Here is a 17,283-nt window from a genome sequence, read left to right on the forward strand (position 1 = left end):
GCGGCGGAGGAGTATCATGACAAATATCCAGACAAATGGGCGCGAAAAGGATGCTGGCAAAAGCAACATTGCCTTGCGTGTCGACAACGTTACCAAACGATATGGAACCTTTACGGCGTTGCGCTCCGTTAGCCTCGATATTAATCGCGGCAGTATCCACGGACTGCTCGGCGAAAACGGCGCCGGCAAAAGCACGCTAGTTGGTATCATCTCTGGGCAGCGCGCACCCAGCAGCGGAACGATCTATCTCGATGATAAACCGGTGCATGGCGCAGACGTTAAGGCCATGGAAGAAGCCGGCGTGTTTCTGGTCACGCAAGAGCCTATGATTATCGATCACATCTCTGCCGCCGAGAATCTGATGCTAGGCATTTGGCCTTCCCGAGGCGGCTTTGTGCGTTGGAAGAAGCTGAAGACAGATGCCGCACGAATGTTGAAAGATTCGGGAATTGATCCAACCGTCAATGCCGGCAGGCTCAACGCCGTTGCAAGGCGCAAGCTCAATATCCTGCGCGCCATGTTCTCAGGCGGTAAAGTCATCATCCTCGATGAACCGACTGCCGCCCTTACCGTTCCCGACCGCAGGCAACTGTTCGATTTCATGCGTCAGTTGAAGAGCGAAGGCGTCACCTTCATTTTCATCTCGCATTATAATGACGAGATTCTCGAAATCTGCGATGCGGTTTCCGTCCTGCGCGACGGCTTTCTTGCCGGTGGCAGCCAGGATGTGCAGGCGATGACGTCCGAGCAACTATCCGAACTGGTGCTCGGGCGCGGCCTCGACCTGTTTCAGCGCGAGCGCAAAATCTTCGGTTCTCAAACGTCGGCAATCAGTCTGCGCGGTGTTATCGCCCATCATGTCGATCTCGATGAACTTGATATCCGGCCAGGCGAGATCGTCGGTTTTACCGGCTTGCCAGGTGCCGGCGCAAAAGAACTTGCGCGGGCGATATTCGGCCTCAACCGTGCGAAGGCTGGAACGATCAGTTTTGACGGTGGACCACAGGAAAGTCTACCGCAGCATCCAAAGGCAGCTTTCAGCAAGGGTGTCGCCTATCTGTCCGACGATCGGCGCAAGGATGGCGTTGTTGGCCATTTATCGATCGCTGAAAACATCGCACTGTCCTCACTCGATCGGCGTGCGTTCCTGGGTTTTGTCAAACGCGACCAGGAAGCGCGTCTTTGCGACGGATATTTCTCCAGTATGGGTATAAAGGCGCAAAGCGCTGCCGCAGCAGTGGATACGTTGAGCGGTGGTAACCAGCAGAAAGTATGCCTCGGTCGTGTTCTTGCGACACAACCAAGGCTTCTTATCCTCGACGAGCCGACACGTGGTATCGATGTCGGCGTCAAGCAGGACGTTTTGCGCATCATCGATGAACTCAGCAACAAGGGCGTCAGCGTTATCATTGTCTCGACCGATACGGACGAATTGGTGCGCGCAGTCGACCGTGTCTGCGTATTCCGCCAAGGCTCCATCGAGGAGATCGTGACCGGCGACGACATCACCACCGACAATCTGCGCCGCCTTTCACAGGCGTGAGCGCAACATCGGTAAAGGAATAAGAGAAATGAGCACTGTCATGACAGCCACCGCGGCCAAAGAGGTCAAACCTAACGAAAAAGCGACACATAAAATCGTCGGCTGGGTTCTGCACAATGTGGTGTGGATCTGGCTGGTGGCGCTAGTCCTCGGTTTCGGGCTGTTCAATGAGTTCTTTCTGACCGTGATGAACATGCAAAACATCACGGTGCAGGCGACGGTTCTCGGAATGCTGGGACTGGCCGTAGCCCTCCCGCTGCTCGTGGCGGAGATTGACCTGTCGATCCCAGCTAATCTCGGATTTTCGTCTGCAATTGGAGCACTGGCCTATTCCAATCTCGGAATGCCCTGGTTTCCCGCTATGCTGGTTGGTGTCGCGGTTGCAACGCTCATTGGCTTCTTCAATGGCCTTTGTATCACCAAGCTGCGAATGGTCTCGCTCATCCAGACGCTATCGATGATGATCATCCTGCAAGGCGCGCTCCTGGCGCTGACGCAAGGCAAGACCCTGACAAATCTGTCCGACGGATATGTCTGGATCGGTCAGGCATCGGTTGCCGGATGGCCCGTTATGCCGTTGATTTTCGTTGTCGCTCTGATCGCGATCGGCGTCCTGCTACGCATGACCATTCTTGGACGTTCCATCTACGCAGTTGGCGGTAACCCGCAGGCATCCAATTCCGCAGGTATTCGCGTGGACCGTATCAAGATTATTGCCTATACGATCTCCGGCTTCCTAGCAGGTGTGGCTGGATTCCTACTTGCCTCGTGGCAGATGGCGATCACTTCGAACCAGGGCTCCAGCTATCTTCTTTATGCAATCGCAGCACCGATCATCGGTGGCGTCAGCGTTTTCGGCGGACGGGGAAACGTGGTTGGGATTCTTGGAGGCGTTCTGCTTCTTACCGTCATTCAGGTCGGACTGGCGATCATCAATATACCCTCCTTTTATGTCGGCATGATTGGCGGCTTCATGATCTTTATCGCTGTTGCCATCGATGCAATCAGGGTGCGCTACTTCGCTTGACCGGCCTCAATACTGCCTGCAGGAACTAAACAAACATGCCTGATCTCGTCGCAAAACTCCGCCATATCGTCGGTCGTCACCATGTCTTGATCGGCGATACGCAAACCCGGCGCTTTCGCCAGGGATATCGGTATGGTGGAGGCAAGGCTCTTGCAGTCGTGCGTCCGGGCACGCTTCTGGAGATGTGGCATGTGCTTGAAGCATGCCACAAGGCGGGAACGATTATCATTTGTCAGGCCGCAAATACCGGACTGACCGGCGGTTCCACGCCGGTACCGAAAGGCTACGATCGGCAAGTTGTCATCATCAATACGATGCGCCTACGCCGCCTTGATCTTATCGCCGAGGGCGCGCAAGTCATTTCGCAACCCGGCGTCACTCTTGATCAGCTTGAAAAGTCACTGCGTCCCGTCGGAAGAGAGCCGCATTCGGTGATCGGCTCTAGTTGTATCGGTGCTTCAGTTACTGGTGGAATATGCAATAATTCTGGCGGGTCACTGATAAGACGTGGACCAGCCTATACGCAACTTGCCCTGTTCGCCCGAATTGATGCCAATGGCGATTTAAAACTGGTCAATCATCTGGGCATCGATCTGGGGAAAACAGCTGAGGAAATACTGAGCAGACTGGATAAAGGTGATATTCCTGCTGCCAACGTAGACCAATCCTCGAATCTTTGTGCCTCGGATCACGAATATTGCAATCATGTGCGCGATATTTCGGCCACCACGCCGGCGCGTTACAACGCCGATCCACGTAGGCTCTATGAGGCCTCGGGATCGGCAGGCAAGCTTGCAGTATTCGCATTGCGGATCGACACATTCCAAGCTGACGACAAGACACAGGTTTTCTACATCGGTTCCAACGATCCAGGAGAATTGGAAAGCATTCGTCGCGATATGCTTTCAACCTTTGAAAATCTCCCCGTCGCGGGCGAATATATGCATCGCTCAGCTTATGATCTGTCACGACGCTACGGCAAGGACCTATTCCTATTCCTTCAAGCTTTTGGTACAGACAAGATACCCTTGGCTTTCGGCATCAAAAGTCGTTTTGACGGCATAACAGAAAAGCTTCGTCTCGGCAGCGCAATCAGCGATCGCATCTTGCAATTCGTAACCGGTCTGTTACCCGATCATCTGCCAACCAGGCTCAACAGTTTCCGAGATGGTTACGAACATCACCTGCTTTTGAAAATGGGAAACGAGGGTATCGATGAAGCGCGCCGCTATCTGGCCGAACGCTTTCCAACCTCACATGGAAATTACTTTGAGTGCACCGACGAAGAAGGCAAGGCGGCTTTCCTCAATCGGTTTGCTGTCGGCGGGTCGGTAGTTCGGTATCGCGCTGTTCATGCAAAGACAGTGGAAGATATCGTAGCCCTCGACATTGCCTTGCCGCGCAACGCGCTCGACTGGTTCGAACGTCTGCCTGCCGAAATCGAAAAGAAAATCGATGTCACCATGTACTGCGGCCACTTCTTCTGCCACGTTCTGCATCAAGAATATCTGGTCAAGAAGGGGCAGGATTGCCAGGCTTTGAAAAAGGACATTCTTGCCCTGCTGGAGCAACGCGGAGCGAAGTACCCCGCTGAACATAATGTGGGGCATATGTATGAGGCTGAGGAATGCCTCAAGCAGTTTTATCGGGACCTAGACCCCACCAACACCTTCAATCCGGGGATAGGCCAAACAAGCCGTCTCTTAAATTGGCAGGAAGCCGGACATCATTCGCGCTGTTAGTCAGTTTGTTGAATGAAAAGGTAAATCCGTGCCAATTGGTCGAATGCTTTCCTTTAAGAAAAGCAAATTCCTGATGCGGCTATTTTCGGCCTCACAACACCTGTCTGTAAGCGAAGAATGCAATGCGACGTCTCATGCTGTTAGACGATCGGCGGTCGCTGGAGAATCGTAACATTTTTGCAGTCGAAGTATGACTGCGCGCCCATCACAGCTAAACGAACAGGAGAATGCGTTACGATTCTTGACTGGCAATCTGCAATCGCAGTCCGTTAAATGTGCTGGGAACCGGACGCGCGTGTTCTTGACTTGGAATCAGAAAGAAGGTCCCAGACACCGAATTTGCCCCGTTTACTGAAAATCGGGTCATAAACCCCAAAAGCGCTCTGCCGAGCCGTAATTGCGTTGACAAGGTCTCAAAGTCTTAATTCCCGCACCAGAGCGTCCTCGCTTGCCAAAAAAAGAATATCACGGCGGTCATTGCGCGAAATGGCAACGTCTGCTTGTGAACAGATTATCGCACCGCCATGGCTGGGAGGAGGGACGGGGCCGCTCTCGCATCCGCATGGTCTCGACGAGCGATAAGATGTGATTTTCGACGCAGTGACGCTAAACTGACGGTGTTTAAAAGCTGAGGGAGAAACGTCGATGCCTAGATTTCTAGCTGTTTATACGATTAATTCTGAAGACCTCGCATCCTTTCGACGCCTGTCAAAAGCAGAGCAGGATACGGTCGATGCGAAGGGAATAGCACAATGGATGGCATGGGAAGAACGCAACGCTGCGGCTATCCTTGATCGCGGCGGCATGGTGGGGAAGACAACGCGTGTGACCAAGCAGGGGATAGCGGAAGCCAAAAATCCTTTTTGCGGTTATCTGGTGGTGGAAGCTGAAACTGCGGACGCTGCGGCAATGCTATTTCAGGATCATCCGCATATTACGGTGTTTCCAGGCGATGGCATTGATATCATGCCTTTTGTAACGTGATTTTCTAATTGTCCATCGCTGCCGAACCGGGCCGATCAAGCGGGGCGTTCGGTTAAGGCAGCGCTTATCCTGGATTAACGCCAGAGAAGGGGTAAGCGGACACTCGAAATGCTATAACCTTCGTGACTTAAATGACCCATCTCCACGACCGACATTGTCCTCGCGCCATTGGCTTGGGGTGACGCCTTCCCATTCGCGGAAGGCGCGATAGAATGAGCTGGTGTCCTGATAACCGAGCAGATAAGCGATTTCCTCAGTACCATTGACACCACTGGCCAGCATGTCACGACCCAGTTCCTGCCGCGAGGCTTCCAGCAGGTGCCGGAATGAGGTGCCAGCCTCGGCAATACGCCTTTGGAGAGTTCGCTCGCTGAACCCCAACGCGTCCGCCACATCGGCCAGTTCCGGCTTGCCGCTGGCCAGCCTACGCTTGAGCACGATCTTGACCTGTTCGGGCAAGGAGCTTTGCGCGTCGATCTCCTTTAACGCACTGGATCATGCCGGTGTCAGAATGGCCAGTAGCTCGGGATTGTGCCCCGAAACTCATCCGTTTTGATCCATCAGGCGCTATTAACCAGATTGTCGAGTTGCCGGTTAGTCATCCGACATGTTGCTGTTTGGGCGACGGGATAGAGCGGCTCCAACCTTTCTGTTTTAACCGGAAACGCTCTATATTTTTCGGCGTGGAATCGTGCTCGAATAGATGTTCAACGACTGCAGATAGCGGTCCGCATTTGTCAGGGCTTCCACAGATTGGGAGCGGTTGCGGTTGGCCAGAAGACCACATAGCACTTCGGAAACGGCCAGCGCAGGGGTCAATGTATGAAAGAAGGTTTGGCTCTCGGTGGAAATCAGTACGCTCTGATTCGCGATTGAGACCAGCGGCGAAACTTCGCTGTCGGTGATGGCCACAATCGACATGCCTTTTTGCCGGGCTACTGCGGCAAGTTCCAGGGTCTGCAAGGCGTAAGGATTGATCGAGATGACAAACAGGGCGTCGTCGGATGTCGCGCGCATGAGTGCGTCGCCGCCAGTTCCGGCGGGGCCGTCCAGATGGATGGTTTTGTCGCCGAGCAATGTCATCACGTAATGAAAGTTCCAGGCGACGGAATGGCAGGATCGCAGTCCGAGTACATAGACGCGACGCGCCTTCAAAAGGTAGTCGGCTGTGGCGTTCAGTTGTCTGAGAGATTGCGGCTCACAGAGCCGGGCGATCTGGTCTGACAGCCCATGAAGCATACGGCGAGCAAGGTCGTTAGTGCCCGCGCTTGAGTCGTCAACGTTGTTTTGAAGCGCACGGGCGGCGAAACCGTCTGCGCTGATGCGGATGACTTGAGCATGGTGGGAGCGTATTTCCTCATAGCTGTTCAGGCCTAGGAATTTGGTCAGGCGCGTGATCGTCGAAGGCTGCACGCCTGCATTGCGGGCCAGCTCTCGCATGGACACGAGTGCAACATCCTGTGGATGTTCCAGGATGTATCGTGCAGCCTGCTGGAGCTGATGTGACATTTCGTCAAAGCGAGCAATGATGCGTGCCCGCAGAGGGTCTTCTTGCAACATTTGTATCGTCTTTCGTCCGATAGGGTTCGACAGAATTCAATGGTGTCGAGAAAAAAGTCAAATAATTTCGGAAAGTTATGTCGCTTTTTTCGAGGCCGCCAGGACGAACTGAATGTTTCATAAATGCATATAAAATACGTTTGTGCCTAAAAAACAGACAATAAAACAATTGTTGCAATCCCGGGCAAAGCCTGCAACAAATGTGTCGAAACGCAGACCGATGAAAGTCTTTTAAGAACAATCGAGCGATACATGACAAGAATTCTCCACCGTTCCATCAGCGCCAGTTTGCCAAGGGCTGTAGCCGGACAGGGCATCTATATCACGGACAGTGAAGGGCGCAGCTACATCGACGGGTCGGGCGGAGCTGCCGTCAGTTGTCTCGGTCACGGCAATGCGGAAGTCGCTGCTGCCATGAAGGCGCAGATCGATCGCATCAGCTATGCGCATACATCGTTCTTCACGACCGATGCGGCTGAATCTCTTGCTGATCGTCTTGTCGCTGCAACGCCGGGCGGGCTGGATCGTGTTTATTTTGTCTCGGGTGGGTCCGAAGCGGTCGAGGCTGCTTTGAAAATGGCCCGCCAGTTTTTCGTCGAAACCGGACAGCCCCAGCGTCGCCATATCATCGCGCGGCGCCAGAGCTATCACGGCAACACGATCGGTGCGCTCGCGACGGGCGGCAATGCGTGGCGTCGCGCGCAGTTCCAGCCCATCCTGCCCGAGACCCACCACGTATCTCCCTGTTATTCCTATCGCGATCAGGGCGCGCAGGAAGATGGGGCGGATTATGCGACGCGTCTGGCAGCGGAACTCGAAGCCAAAATCATTGAACTCGGCGTAGATGAAGTCATTGCTTTCGTTGCCGAGCCGGTTGTGGGCGCAACGCTGGGTGCGGTTGGCCCGGTCGCCGATTATTTCAAGAAAATCCGCGCCGTTTGCGACAAATACGGTGTCTTGCTTATCCTTGACGAAGTCATGTGCGGCATGGGGCGCACGGGTACGCTTTTCGCGTTTGAGCAGGAAGGCATTGTTCCCGATCTTGTCACGATCGCGAAAGGCCTGGGAGGCGGCTATCAGCCGATAGGCGCGGTTCTTCTGTCCGAGCGGATCTATCGCGCTTTTGCCGACGGGTCCGGCATGTTCCAGCACGGCCATACCTATATCGGCCATCCTGTCGCGGTCGCTGCCGCTGACAAGGTCGTCGAAATCCTGTCGCAGACCGACATCATCGACAATGTCGTCCGTATGGGCGACCGGTTGCAGGCCGGTCTTGAGGCCGCACTTGGGCAGAACGCTCATGTAGGCGACATTCGGGGACGAGGGCTGTTCCGCGGGATCGAGATTGTGGCTGACAGGGAAACCAAGGAGCCTTTCGACCCCGCCAGGAAGTTGCACGCGAAGATCAAGCGCGAGGCCATGGAGCGTGGGCTGCTATGCTACCCGATGGGCGGCACGATTGACGGTATTCGCGGCGACCATGTTCTGCTGGCGCCACCCTATATCGTTCAGCCTGAAGAGGTGGACCTGATCGTCGACCGGGTATCGGCGGCAATCGACGCTGCGCTCCGGAGCTAAAGGATGTCTCACCGCATCGCCTTTGCCGGTTTCAATCTTGAGTCCGTCACGGCCGTACCGCAGATCGTCGGAATGCAGGATTTCGAACGCGTATGCGTTCGCGGGTCAGCTCTGATCGAGCAGTTTCGCGGCACGAATACCGTTCCCGGTGGCGTCATCAAGATTTGTGAGAATAACGGTGTCGAACTGATACCGTTGTTCCACACATTGCTTGGCGCATTGGGACCGGCTGCCGATGAGGCGATTGAATTCTATAAGAACGAGATTCTGGCTGGGCTGGATCGATCCGGCGATATCGACGGCATCATTCTGTTCCTCCACGGTGCCTGCTGGGCACCCGGATATGAAGATGTCGAGCGCTTCATCATCGATGCCGTTCGCGCCAAAGTGCCGAATATGCCCATTGCCGTCGCCCTCGACTATCATGGCAATATCGACCGGGCGACCTTGCGCAATGCCGATATCGCCGTCGCCTATCGGCACTCACCGCATATCGATATGGGTGAGACGGGAGAACGGGCCGCCACTGCCCTTGTGAGAACGATCAAGACCGGCCTTCGCCCCGGTCTTGCCGTCGCACGTCCTAACATTGTGATTCCGTCGATCATGTCGGCGACCTCGTTGCAGCCGCTGGCAGCCATTATTGCGCAAGCACGTGCCACAGAGGCTGAGAGCGATTGCGATATTTCCGTCATGGCGGGGTTCTCCTATGCCGACAGTCCGAATACTGGCATGTCGGTTATCTGCATGGATTGGTCCGGCGAGATGGTAGCCCAGCGCAAGGCGGACCGGTTGTCGTCGGCGCTTCATGAAAACCGTCGGGCACTGCTGGCTGCCGTGCCGGTCCCAGGCGTGGAAGCGGCGATTGCGGATGTCGAAAAACGGCCGGCTCAAGGACGGCCCATTATTCTGCTCGAACATGCAGACCGCATGAACGATTCCACGCATGTTCTGCGTGCCTTGATTGACAAGAATGTGGGGCGTGTTCATGTCCCCTTTCTCCTCGATCCGCAGACGGCGCAAGAAGCCCATGCGGCCGGAGCCGGTGCCGGGATTGTTGCCAATCTGGCCGGCAAGACGGACCCTGCCACGGGCGGACCATTGCAGGTCGCTGCCAAGGTCGTTTGGAGCGGCCAGAAATCTTACCGCGTTTCCGGCCGTTATCAGAAAGGCTCGTCGGTCGATCTTGGACTGACTGCCCTGATCGATGTCGGACCAATCCGGATATCGGTGGTTTCCCATTTCGCCTTCGCGGTCGATGGCGATCCCTTCTACATTTTTGATGAGCGTCCTGAAGACTACGATGTCATTCTCTTGCGTTCGAAAACCCACTTCCGCGATTTCTATGAACCGATCGCCGACCGCATCATTGTGGTCGATACCCCCGATCTCGGTCCGGCGGATGTGCGCCTGATCCCCTATCGACAGCTCGATACCTCGGATGTCTTTCCGTGGAACGAAGCTTCTTCCAACCATAAAAATAATCTCTCCAGAGGTGTAAAATGACTATTTATCACAAAGGCCTGCCCGCCATCGCCCTTCTGGTGGCAAGCATGTTCGGTACATCGGCATTTGCCGAAACCACATTGACTGCGGTCATGCAGGCGCCGCTGCGGACACTCGATCCGGCGATCAGCACGGCCCAGATCGTCCGGACACATGGGTTCATGGTCTTCGATACCTTGCTGGGGATGGATGCCAATTATCAGCCGCAGCCGCAGATGGCAGACTATACGGTCTCCGACGACAGGATGACCTACACGCTTACGCTGCGGGACGGCCTGAACTGGCATGACGGGTCGCCGGTCACCGCCGAGGATTGCGTGGCCTCGCTGAAACGCTGGGCCGAGAATGACGGGGCAGGCCGCACCTTGATGGCGCATGTCGCCTCCATCGATGCGGCTTCCGACAAGCAGATCGTCATCAAACTCGCCAAGCCATTCGGTCAGGTTCTGGAACTGCTCGCCAAGCCTTCGCCGATTCCGCCGTTCATGATGCCGAAGCGTCTGGCCGAGACCCCCAAGGGTCAGCAGATTTCCGAAATGGATGGATCGGGTCCCTTCAAGTTCGTCGCCAGTGAGTACCGACCGGGCGACCAGGCCGTTTATGTCAAAAACACCGACTATAAGCCTCGTTCCGAACCGATGAGCTGGACCGCGGGCGGCAAGATCGTCAATGTCGATCGGGTGGTCTGGAAAGCCATGCCCGACATGCAGACTTCGATCAATGCGTTGCAGTCCGGCGATGTCGATCTCATAGAGCAGGTGACGACCGATCTCGTGCCGCTTCTGGAAGCCAATACCGATGTGAAGGTCGGCGTCATCAATCCGCTCGGCAATCAGGTTACGGCGCGTCTCAATCATCTGTTGCCGCCCTTTGACAAGCCCGCCATCCGACAGGCGGCAATCTATGCTCTCGATCAGGAGCAGCTTATGCAGACGGCCATAGGTGATCCCAAATATTACAAGCTCTGTGCATCTGACTATGGATGCGATGTGCCGTTGGCATCAGATGCAGGTTCGGAATTCATTTCCGGTACGACTGAAGAGCGGATGGCCAAGGCAAAGGAGCTTCTCAAAAATTCCGGTTATGACGGCACGCCGGTACTGATGATGCAGCCTACGGATCTTACCGTGCTGAGCACCCAGCCCATTGTTGCTGCCGAGCGGCTGCGCGAGGCCGGTTTCAAGGTCGATATTGCATCGATGGATTGGGCAACGCTCCAGTCCCGCAAGAACAGCACGGCTGCGGTGAAAGATGGCGGCTGGAACATGTTCTTCACCTATTGGGGTGTGACTGGCATCTGGAATCCGCTTGTCAATGTTCTGCTGGATGGTACCGGCAAGGACGGAACGTCCTGGTCCGGTTGGCCGAAGAGCGATGAAATCGAAAAACTCCGTGCCGATTACCTTGTAGCTCCGACACTTGAAGAGCAGAAGGCAATTGCCAGCAAAATCCAACAGATCGCCTATGAAGATGCCTTCTACTACAACGCTGGCGAGTTTCAGTCGGTGGCAGCGTGGCGTGCTGAGCTGAAAGATCTGCAGTCGGGTCCGATCACGCTCTTTTGGGGCGTCACCAAGTAACCCAACCAGAAGGCCGGTACTGAACAGGCATAAGAGCCAACGATAGGGCGATCGGATGATTTATTATTTTGTGCGAAGAGTTTTGATGGCGATACCCGTCATGTTCTTCGTCGCGCTGTTTGTATTCCTGCTGCTGCGACTTACGCCGGGCGATCCGGCGCAGGCGATTGCGGGCGATCACGCGACGCTCGCCCAGATCGACGCGGTCCGCCAGACCCTTGGTCTGGATGCGCCGCTTGTCGAACAGTTTTTCACCTGGTCCGGCAATCTCATTCGCGGCGATTTCGGTGTATCGCTGATCTCGCAGCGACCGACGCTGGAAATGATCGGCCAGCGCATTGGTCCGACGCTCTCTCTGGCCGTTGTCGCCATGCTTCTGACCGTGGTGATATCTCTGCCGCTCGGTGTTTTGGCTGCCTGGCGCCATGGCGGCATTATAGACCGCGCGGTCATGTCGATTTCGGTTCTCGGTTTCTCGTTGCCGATCTTCGTGATCGGTTACATTCTGATCGCGATTTTCGCGGTGCACCTGAAATGGTTTCCGGTGCAGGGCTATAAGTCGATTTCCGATGGTTTCGGACCGTTTCTCTATCGCATCTTCCTGCCGGGCTTGGCGCTTTCGTCGATCTATATCGCCCTGGTTTCACGAATGACCCGAGCCTCGATGCTCGAGGTTTTGAAAGAGGACTATGTCCGGACAGCCCGCGCCAAGGGCTTGTCGGAAGTGGTGGTGCTTTTCCGACATGCACTGCGCAATGCGGCAATCCCTATTCTCACGGTCGTCGGTAGCGGTTTCGCGATGATGATATCCGGTGTGGTCGTAACGGAAACAGTGTTCAACATACCCGGCCTCGGACGACTGGTCGTGGATGCGGTGCTCTCGCGCGATTATCCGCTGATTCAGGCGATTATTCTGCTCACCGCAGGCACCTATGTTCTGATCAATCTGATCATCGACCTTTCCTATGCTGTGACCGATCCGAGAATCCGCTATCAATGAGTGACACCTTGACCTTAAGCTCCCTGACACCTCGTCGTCGATTGATCGAGAACGTCCCGCATTGGACCACGATAGCGGCGTTGATCGTACTCGTTGCAATCGTCGCCATGGCGATATTTGCGCCATTGCTGGCAAATTTCGAGCCCACAAAACTCAACCCCGCCATGCGGCTCAAACCCGCCTCTGCCGAATATTGGCTGGGTACCGATAGTTTCGGGCGCGACCTCTATTCCCGCGTTGTCTATGGTGCCCAGGTTTCCCTGCTGGTTGGCGCCGGTGTGGCAATCGGTTCGTTGGTGATCGGCCTTCCACTCGGCTTGATTGCGGGCTGGTTCAGAGGCGTCGATGCGGTTCTGATACGCATGATGGACGGTCTGATGGCCATACCCGGCATTCTTCTGGCAATCGCCATTGTTGCATTGACCCAGGCGGGGCTGGTGACGGTTATCATCGCCATCATGCTGCCCGAGATTCCACAGGTCGTGCGTCTCGTGCGCTCGCGTGTCATCGCCGCGCGAACCGAAACCTTCGTGCAAGCCGCGACCCTTCTTGGCACCCCGACGCCAAGGCTTATCCTGCGCCACCTGTTGCCGTCGACGATTGCTCCGCTTATCGTTCAGGGCACCTACATCTATGCTTCGGCAATCCTGACCGAGGCCGCACTTTCATTCCTCGGCGTGGGCATCGGTACGGAAATCCCGACCTGGGGTAATATCATGGCCGAAGGCCGCCTCTATTTCGCGCTCAATCCGTGGCTTGTGTTCTGGCCGGCAATCGTGCTGTCGCTTTGTATTCTGTCTATCAATCTGCTGGGCGATGCGCTGCGTGATCGTCTCGATCCTAAAATGAAGGGGAGGGCCGGTTGATGGCTGAAATAGCACATAAGGGCTCGCCCGTACTCGCGGTTCGCGGATTGAAGGTCGCGACCAAGGGCAAGCGCCCTTCTCCAATCCTGCTTGGTATCGATTTTGAAGTCTATCCCGGAGAGACCGTGTGCCTCGTCGGAGAATCCGGATCGGGCAAGTCGGTCACGTCCCTGGTGACGATGGACCTGTTGCCCAAGGAGGAGTTGCAGGTCGTCGCAGGCGAAGTTCTGCTGAACGGAGAGGACATTCTCAAAGCGAATGCCTCGCGGACGAAGGCCCTGCGTGGCGCAGAGATGGCCATGATCTTCCAGGAGCCGATGACCGCGCTCAATCCCGTTTTGACCATCGGTTTGCAGATGGATGAAGTCTATCGTGCGCATCGCAAGATGTCGCCGAAGGATCGTAAAAAGGCGGCTCTCGATGTTTTCGAGTCCGTGCATCTGCCCGACCCTGCCAGAATTTACGACAGCTATCCGCATCAGCTTTCGGGCGGCCAACGTCAGCGCGTCATGATCGCGATGGCGCTGGCGTTGAAACCCAAGCTTCTTATCGCGGATGAGCCGACCACCGCACTGGACGTTACCACCCAGAAACAAATCCTCTCGCTGATCCGGGAGCTGCAGGAGGAGCAGAATACGGCGGTTCTGTTCATTACGCATGATATGGGCGTGGTGGTTGATATTGCGGATCGCGTCTGTGTCATGTGTCGCGGCGAGATGGTTGAAACCGGGCCCGTTCATGACGTTCTCGCAAGCCCACAACAGACCTATACGCGTGAACTCCTGAGTGCCGTCCCATCTTTGACCCCGCGTCCGACGCGGGAAAAGCAGGATGCCGGTAATGTCGTGGATGTCAAAGGCCTGGAAAAAATCTACGAGACGGGCAGTTTTCTGGATCAGTTGCGCAGAAAGCCGCCGCTCCAGATCAAGGCCGTCGTGGATGTGAGCTTTTCCCTGTCGCCGGGGAGAACACTGGGCATTGTCGGTGAGAGCGGATCGGGTAAATCGACGGTTGCGCGTTGCCTTCTCCGCCTGGAGAACCCGACAGACGGTGCGGTCATTGTCAATGGAGAGGACATCGTTCCGCTGCGCGGCGATCGGGCGTTGTCCCGGTCGAGACGCGCTGTCCAGATGATTTTTCAGGACCCGAACCGTTCTCTCAATCCGCGGCTTCGTATTGGTGAAAGCCTGATAGAGGGGCCGCTGAATATGGGAGAGACAAGGCAGAGCGCAATGCAGCGTGCCACCGATCTGCTGCAGGTTGTCGGTCTTCCGAGTACCAGTCTGGAGCGCTTTCCACATCAGTTTTCCGGTGGACAAAGGCAGCGTATCGCAATTGCGCGCGCATTGATGATGGAGCCGGATGTTATTGTTGCCGACGAGGCGGTTTCGGCATTGGACGTTTCAGTACAGGCGCAGGTGCTCGACTTGCTGGCGGAAATACAGCAGCGCTGCAACCTAGCAATCCTGTTCATTACGCATGATCTGCGCGTGGCTGCCCAGATATGCGACGATGTCATGGTGATGCAACGTGGCAAAGTGGTCGAATATGGGGCCGCGAACGAAATCCTCGCCAATCCACGCGAAGACTATACGAGAGCGCTTATCGAGGCAGCTCCCGGCCGTGATTGGGACTTTGCCGCCGGGCGGCGTATTATGGAAGTTGCATGATGATATCAACCAGTCTTATTCAATTTGATGTGGTCCCGCTTGCCGCTGAACGGAACATCGAACGGATGTGCACGTTCATCGAGACCGAAGCCGCACATGGGGCCAAGCTGGTGGTTTTTCCGGAGCTTTCCAATACTGGCTATGTCGAGCCGTTGGTTCTCGGTGGGCCGATGGTGAGCGCCGTACCACATTACGGAAAGGCATTATACGACGCTTGCGCCGATCTCGACGGACCGCAGGTCCAAAAACTAAAAGATATGGCCGCGACTTATGATGTCATGCTGGTGGTCGGGCTTGGCATAAGGGACAGGCGTTTGGCCGGTGTCATGCACAATGCTTCACTTCTGATTACCCCGGCCGGTGTGGAAGGGGTCTATGTCAAGATCCACCAATGGCACAATGAGAAACTCTACTTCACCAGAGGTGATCGTATCTCGACCTATCCCGCGCTCGGCACGCGTCTGGGCATGCAGATCTGTTACGATATCCGGTTTCCGGAGATCACACGGATCATGGCCTGCGAGGGCGCGGGCATCATAACATCCATCTGGGCATCGTTCGGCGCTGCATCCGAGCCGGTTGCAGATGAGGGGCTGTACATTCACCGCGCCTATACGCGAGCGGTTGAGAACGGGGTTTATTTTCTGAGCTGTAACCGGGCCGGATTGCATGGGGACCAGCGTTTCATGGGGCGCTCTTGCGTCATAGCTCCGGACGGTCGCGTTGTGGGCAATCTCGCACATGATCGTGAGGATGTTCTAAGGGTTGAACTGGACCTTGACGACATTGCGCGCTATCGCGCCGCAACAGGCATCTGGACCGACCGAGCTCCGGAACTCTATGCGCAATACGCATCTTCATTTGACAAAACACGATAATAATGAGATCGCAATGACCGTTACACCATGCCCACCCATTAAGGATTCCGATTGGCCTGCAGCCATTGAAGATCTTCGGTCCGGCTTTGCCGGTGCTTTAAATGTCTATCGTACGATGGCATACCATCCGGAACTCGTGCGGGCCTGGGCGCCTTTGCGCCAGCATATCGTGAAGGACAGCGCACTGGGTCTGGAGCGTTCGGAACTGGTTATCCTGCGTTCGGCATACCGCATGGGTTCGGCTTACGAGTGGGCGCACCATGTGGGTCGCGCTCGTGCGCTTGGAATGTCCGATGAGCGCATAGCAACCATGCGTTCCACACCGAGAGGGGAAGATGGCCTGATTGCGGAAGCCGTCGATTGCCTTTTCGACAAAAAGCGGTTGCCACTCGCACTTGAAGAAAAGCTGGCCGCTAAAATTGGGCGAGCCGCCGTTTTCGATTTGATCGCTACGGTTGGCTTTTACTCAGTTCTTGGTTACATCCTCATGACATATGAGACTCCGATTGATGAAGCCGTCGCTAGGGAACTGGAGATTGCACCACTTTAGGTGGATCTGATGGGATGGACGCCTCCGGCTACGTCAAGGCAGGCATAGTTCGAAAATGAAAAGGCATAGCACCGCGCCCGGCGTCGAGTTACGGAAATATAAGACATGTTCCTGGTCAATCCACCGCGTTTCTAAGGTATCTAATATCTGTTTCCTCGGGTTTACCGTTCCAATCACGGCGCCGGTCCTGATTGATTTCAAGGGAGGGTTTTTTCCCCTGAAAAAGAGCGCCAAGTGCCGGTAAAAGCGCGTAAATGTTCTTGACTGGCAATCAAAGCCACTCATGACCGCTTTGCGCTTTATTCCGGTCATTGGAATTACTGTCGGGCCCACCCAAGAGCGGACATACTGCCTGCGTCTCAATAAATGCCTGTGAAGGGGTGGTTTCACCCGACGGCTCTTGGAATTGCGATAGATACGCTGTCTGTTGGTGACACAGTCGCGGATGTTTCCCAAACAAAAGCGGCGCCTACACCCATGGTACAGGCGCCAACTCAGCTTAAGCGGCGAGATGCTGATTGAAGAAGCTGGTCAGCTTGTCGAATGGGATCATGTCCACCTTGTCATAGAGATCAACGTGGTTGGCACCGGCGACAATTATCAGTTCCTTCGGTTCGGCGGCGTTTTCATAGGCGGTTTCGCTGAAGTAGCGCGAATGGGCCTTTTCACCGTGGATCAGCAGCAACGGCCGCGGGGAGATTTCTTTGATGTAGCTCAGAATCGGCATGTTCATGAAGGACATCGGCGTCGTGATCGTCCATGCGTTGCCGGAATTGACCGCGCGTTTGTGGTAGCCGCG

Annotated in this window: 15 protein-coding genes; 12 read left to right on the plus strand and 3 right to left on the minus strand. The window is 55.5% G+C overall.

Annotated features, from left to right (window positions below; genetic code table 11):
* The first annotated feature begins 16 nt into the window (after positions 1–16).
* The 4 genes from FHW00_RS20080 (at position 17) to FHW00_RS20095 (ending at position 5,296) form a co-directional block, all read left to right on the plus strand.
* Positions 17–1,543: a sugar ABC transporter ATP-binding protein gene (locus tag FHW00_RS20080; protein ID WP_078341187.1), complete on the plus strand. Its 1,527-nt coding sequence runs from the start codon at positions 17–19 to the stop codon at positions 1,541–1,543.
* Positions 1,544–1,583: 40 nt separating this feature from the next.
* Positions 1,584–2,570 carry an ABC transporter permease gene (locus tag FHW00_RS20085; RefSeq protein ID WP_445558023.1) on the plus strand — a complete coding sequence of 329 codons (987 nt, stop codon included), beginning with the start codon at positions 1,584–1,586 and terminating at the stop codon, positions 2,568–2,570.
* Positions 2,571–2,605: 35 nt separating this feature from the next.
* Positions 2,606–4,312, plus strand: a complete 1,707-nt coding sequence (gene dld, locus FHW00_RS20090; RefSeq protein WP_078341189.1) for a D-lactate dehydrogenase — start codon at positions 2,606–2,608, stop codon at positions 4,310–4,312.
* 645 nt (positions 4,313–4,957) lie between these two features.
* Positions 4,958–5,296, plus strand: coding sequence for a hypothetical protein (locus FHW00_RS20095; RefSeq protein WP_078341190.1), 339 nt, complete (start codon positions 4,958–4,960; stop codon positions 5,294–5,296).
* A gap of 111 nt (positions 5,297–5,407) precedes the next feature.
* Here the strand turns inward: FHW00_RS20095 and FHW00_RS20100 are convergent, their stop codons facing one another.
* Positions 5,408–5,734, minus strand: a complete 327-nt coding sequence (locus tag FHW00_RS20100; protein WP_445558024.1) for a helix-turn-helix transcriptional regulator — start codon at positions 5,732–5,734, stop codon at positions 5,408–5,410.
* A gap of 231 nt (positions 5,735–5,965) precedes the next feature.
* A complete protein-coding gene (locus tag FHW00_RS20105) occupies positions 5,966–6,856 on the minus strand; it encodes a MurR/RpiR family transcriptional regulator (protein ID WP_078341191.1) in 891 nt (296 codons plus the stop codon).
* A gap of 252 nt (positions 6,857–7,108) precedes the next feature.
* On the opposite strand from FHW00_RS20105, the gene FHW00_RS20110 reads away from it, so the two are divergent.
* From FHW00_RS20110 to FHW00_RS20145, 8 genes are read left to right on the plus strand one after another with little or no spacing between them, the layout of a single operon-like run.
* Positions 7,109–8,434, plus strand: coding sequence for an aspartate aminotransferase family protein (locus FHW00_RS20110; RefSeq protein WP_078341192.1), 1,326 nt, complete (start codon positions 7,109–7,111; stop codon positions 8,432–8,434).
* A 3-nt stretch (positions 8,435–8,437) separates the two neighbouring features.
* Complete coding sequence (locus tag FHW00_RS20115) at positions 8,438–9,940, plus strand: M81 family metallopeptidase (protein WP_078341193.1); 1,503 nt, start codon at positions 8,438–8,440, stop codon at positions 9,938–9,940.
* Entirely contained in the window at positions 9,937–11,520 is a 1,584-nt protein-coding gene (locus FHW00_RS20120; RefSeq protein ID WP_078341194.1) for an ABC transporter substrate-binding protein, read from the plus strand. The genes FHW00_RS20115 and FHW00_RS20120 overlap by 4 nt, the downstream gene beginning before the upstream one ends.
* A 55-nt stretch (positions 11,521–11,575) precedes the next feature.
* On the plus strand, positions 11,576–12,520 hold the full coding sequence (locus FHW00_RS20125; RefSeq protein WP_078341195.1) for an ABC transporter permease: 945 nt from the start codon (positions 11,576–11,578) through the stop codon (positions 12,518–12,520).
* Positions 12,517–13,386, plus strand: coding sequence for an ABC transporter permease (locus FHW00_RS20130; protein ID WP_078341196.1), 870 nt, complete (start codon positions 12,517–12,519; stop codon positions 13,384–13,386). The genes FHW00_RS20125 and FHW00_RS20130 overlap by 4 nt, the downstream gene beginning before the upstream one ends.
* A complete protein-coding gene (locus FHW00_RS20135; RefSeq protein ID WP_078341197.1) occupies positions 13,386–15,056 on the plus strand; it encodes an ABC transporter ATP-binding protein in 1,671 nt (556 codons plus the stop codon). The genes FHW00_RS20130 and FHW00_RS20135 overlap by 1 nt, the downstream gene beginning before the upstream one ends.
* Positions 15,053–15,934: a carbon-nitrogen hydrolase family protein gene (locus FHW00_RS20140; RefSeq protein ID WP_445558025.1), complete on the plus strand. Its 882-nt coding sequence runs from the start codon at positions 15,053–15,055 to the stop codon at positions 15,932–15,934. The genes FHW00_RS20135 and FHW00_RS20140 overlap by 4 nt, the downstream gene beginning before the upstream one ends.
* 13 nt (positions 15,935–15,947) lie before the next feature.
* Positions 15,948–16,484, plus strand: a complete 537-nt coding sequence (locus FHW00_RS20145) for a carboxymuconolactone decarboxylase family protein (RefSeq protein WP_078341198.1) — start codon at positions 15,948–15,950, stop codon at positions 16,482–16,484.
* 499 nt (positions 16,485–16,983) lie between these two features.
* Here the strand turns inward: FHW00_RS20145 and FHW00_RS20150 are convergent.
* The coding region (locus FHW00_RS20150) for an alpha/beta hydrolase (protein WP_182514688.1) at positions 16,984–17,283 on the minus strand (300 nt) is incomplete at its 5' end.

It is taken from the genome of Ochrobactrum sp. P6BSIII, assembly GCF_014138065.1.
Lineage (GTDB): Bacteria > Pseudomonadota > Alphaproteobacteria > Rhizobiales > Rhizobiaceae > Brucella.

Coding starts and splice junctions, on each gene's coding strand:
- FHW00_RS20140 (WP_445558025.1), top strand. CDS start 15,053: ATGATGATATCAACCAGTCTTATTCAATTTGATGTGGTCCCGCTTGCC.
- FHW00_RS20085 (WP_445558023.1), top strand. CDS start 1,584: ATGACAGCCACCGCGGCCAAAGAGGTCAAACCTAACGAAAAAGCGACA.
- FHW00_RS20135 (WP_078341197.1), top strand. CDS start 13,386: ATGGCTGAAATAGCACATAAGGGCTCGCCCGTACTCGCGGTTCGCGGA.
- FHW00_RS20145 (WP_078341198.1), top strand. CDS start 15,948: ATGACCGTTACACCATGCCCACCCATTAAGGATTCCGATTGGCCTGCA.
- FHW00_RS20080 (WP_078341187.1), top strand. CDS start 17: ATGACAAATATCCAGACAAATGGGCGCGAAAAGGATGCTGGCAAAAGC.
- FHW00_RS20105 (WP_078341191.1), bottom strand. CDS start 6,856: ATGTTGCAAGAAGACCCTCTGCGGGCACGCATCATTGCTCGCTTTGAC.
- FHW00_RS20120 (WP_078341194.1), top strand. CDS start 9,937: ATGACTATTTATCACAAAGGCCTGCCCGCCATCGCCCTTCTGGTGGCA.
- FHW00_RS20115 (WP_078341193.1), top strand. CDS start 8,438: ATGTCTCACCGCATCGCCTTTGCCGGTTTCAATCTTGAGTCCGTCACG.
- dld (WP_078341189.1), top strand. CDS start 2,606: ATGCCTGATCTCGTCGCAAAACTCCGCCATATCGTCGGTCGTCACCAT.
- FHW00_RS20130 (WP_078341196.1), top strand. CDS start 12,517: ATGAGTGACACCTTGACCTTAAGCTCCCTGACACCTCGTCGTCGATTG.
- FHW00_RS20095 (WP_078341190.1), top strand. CDS start 4,958: ATGCCTAGATTTCTAGCTGTTTATACGATTAATTCTGAAGACCTCGCA.
- FHW00_RS20110 (WP_078341192.1), top strand. CDS start 7,109: ATGACAAGAATTCTCCACCGTTCCATCAGCGCCAGTTTGCCAAGGGCT.
- FHW00_RS20125 (WP_078341195.1), top strand. CDS start 11,576: ATGATTTATTATTTTGTGCGAAGAGTTTTGATGGCGATACCCGTCATG.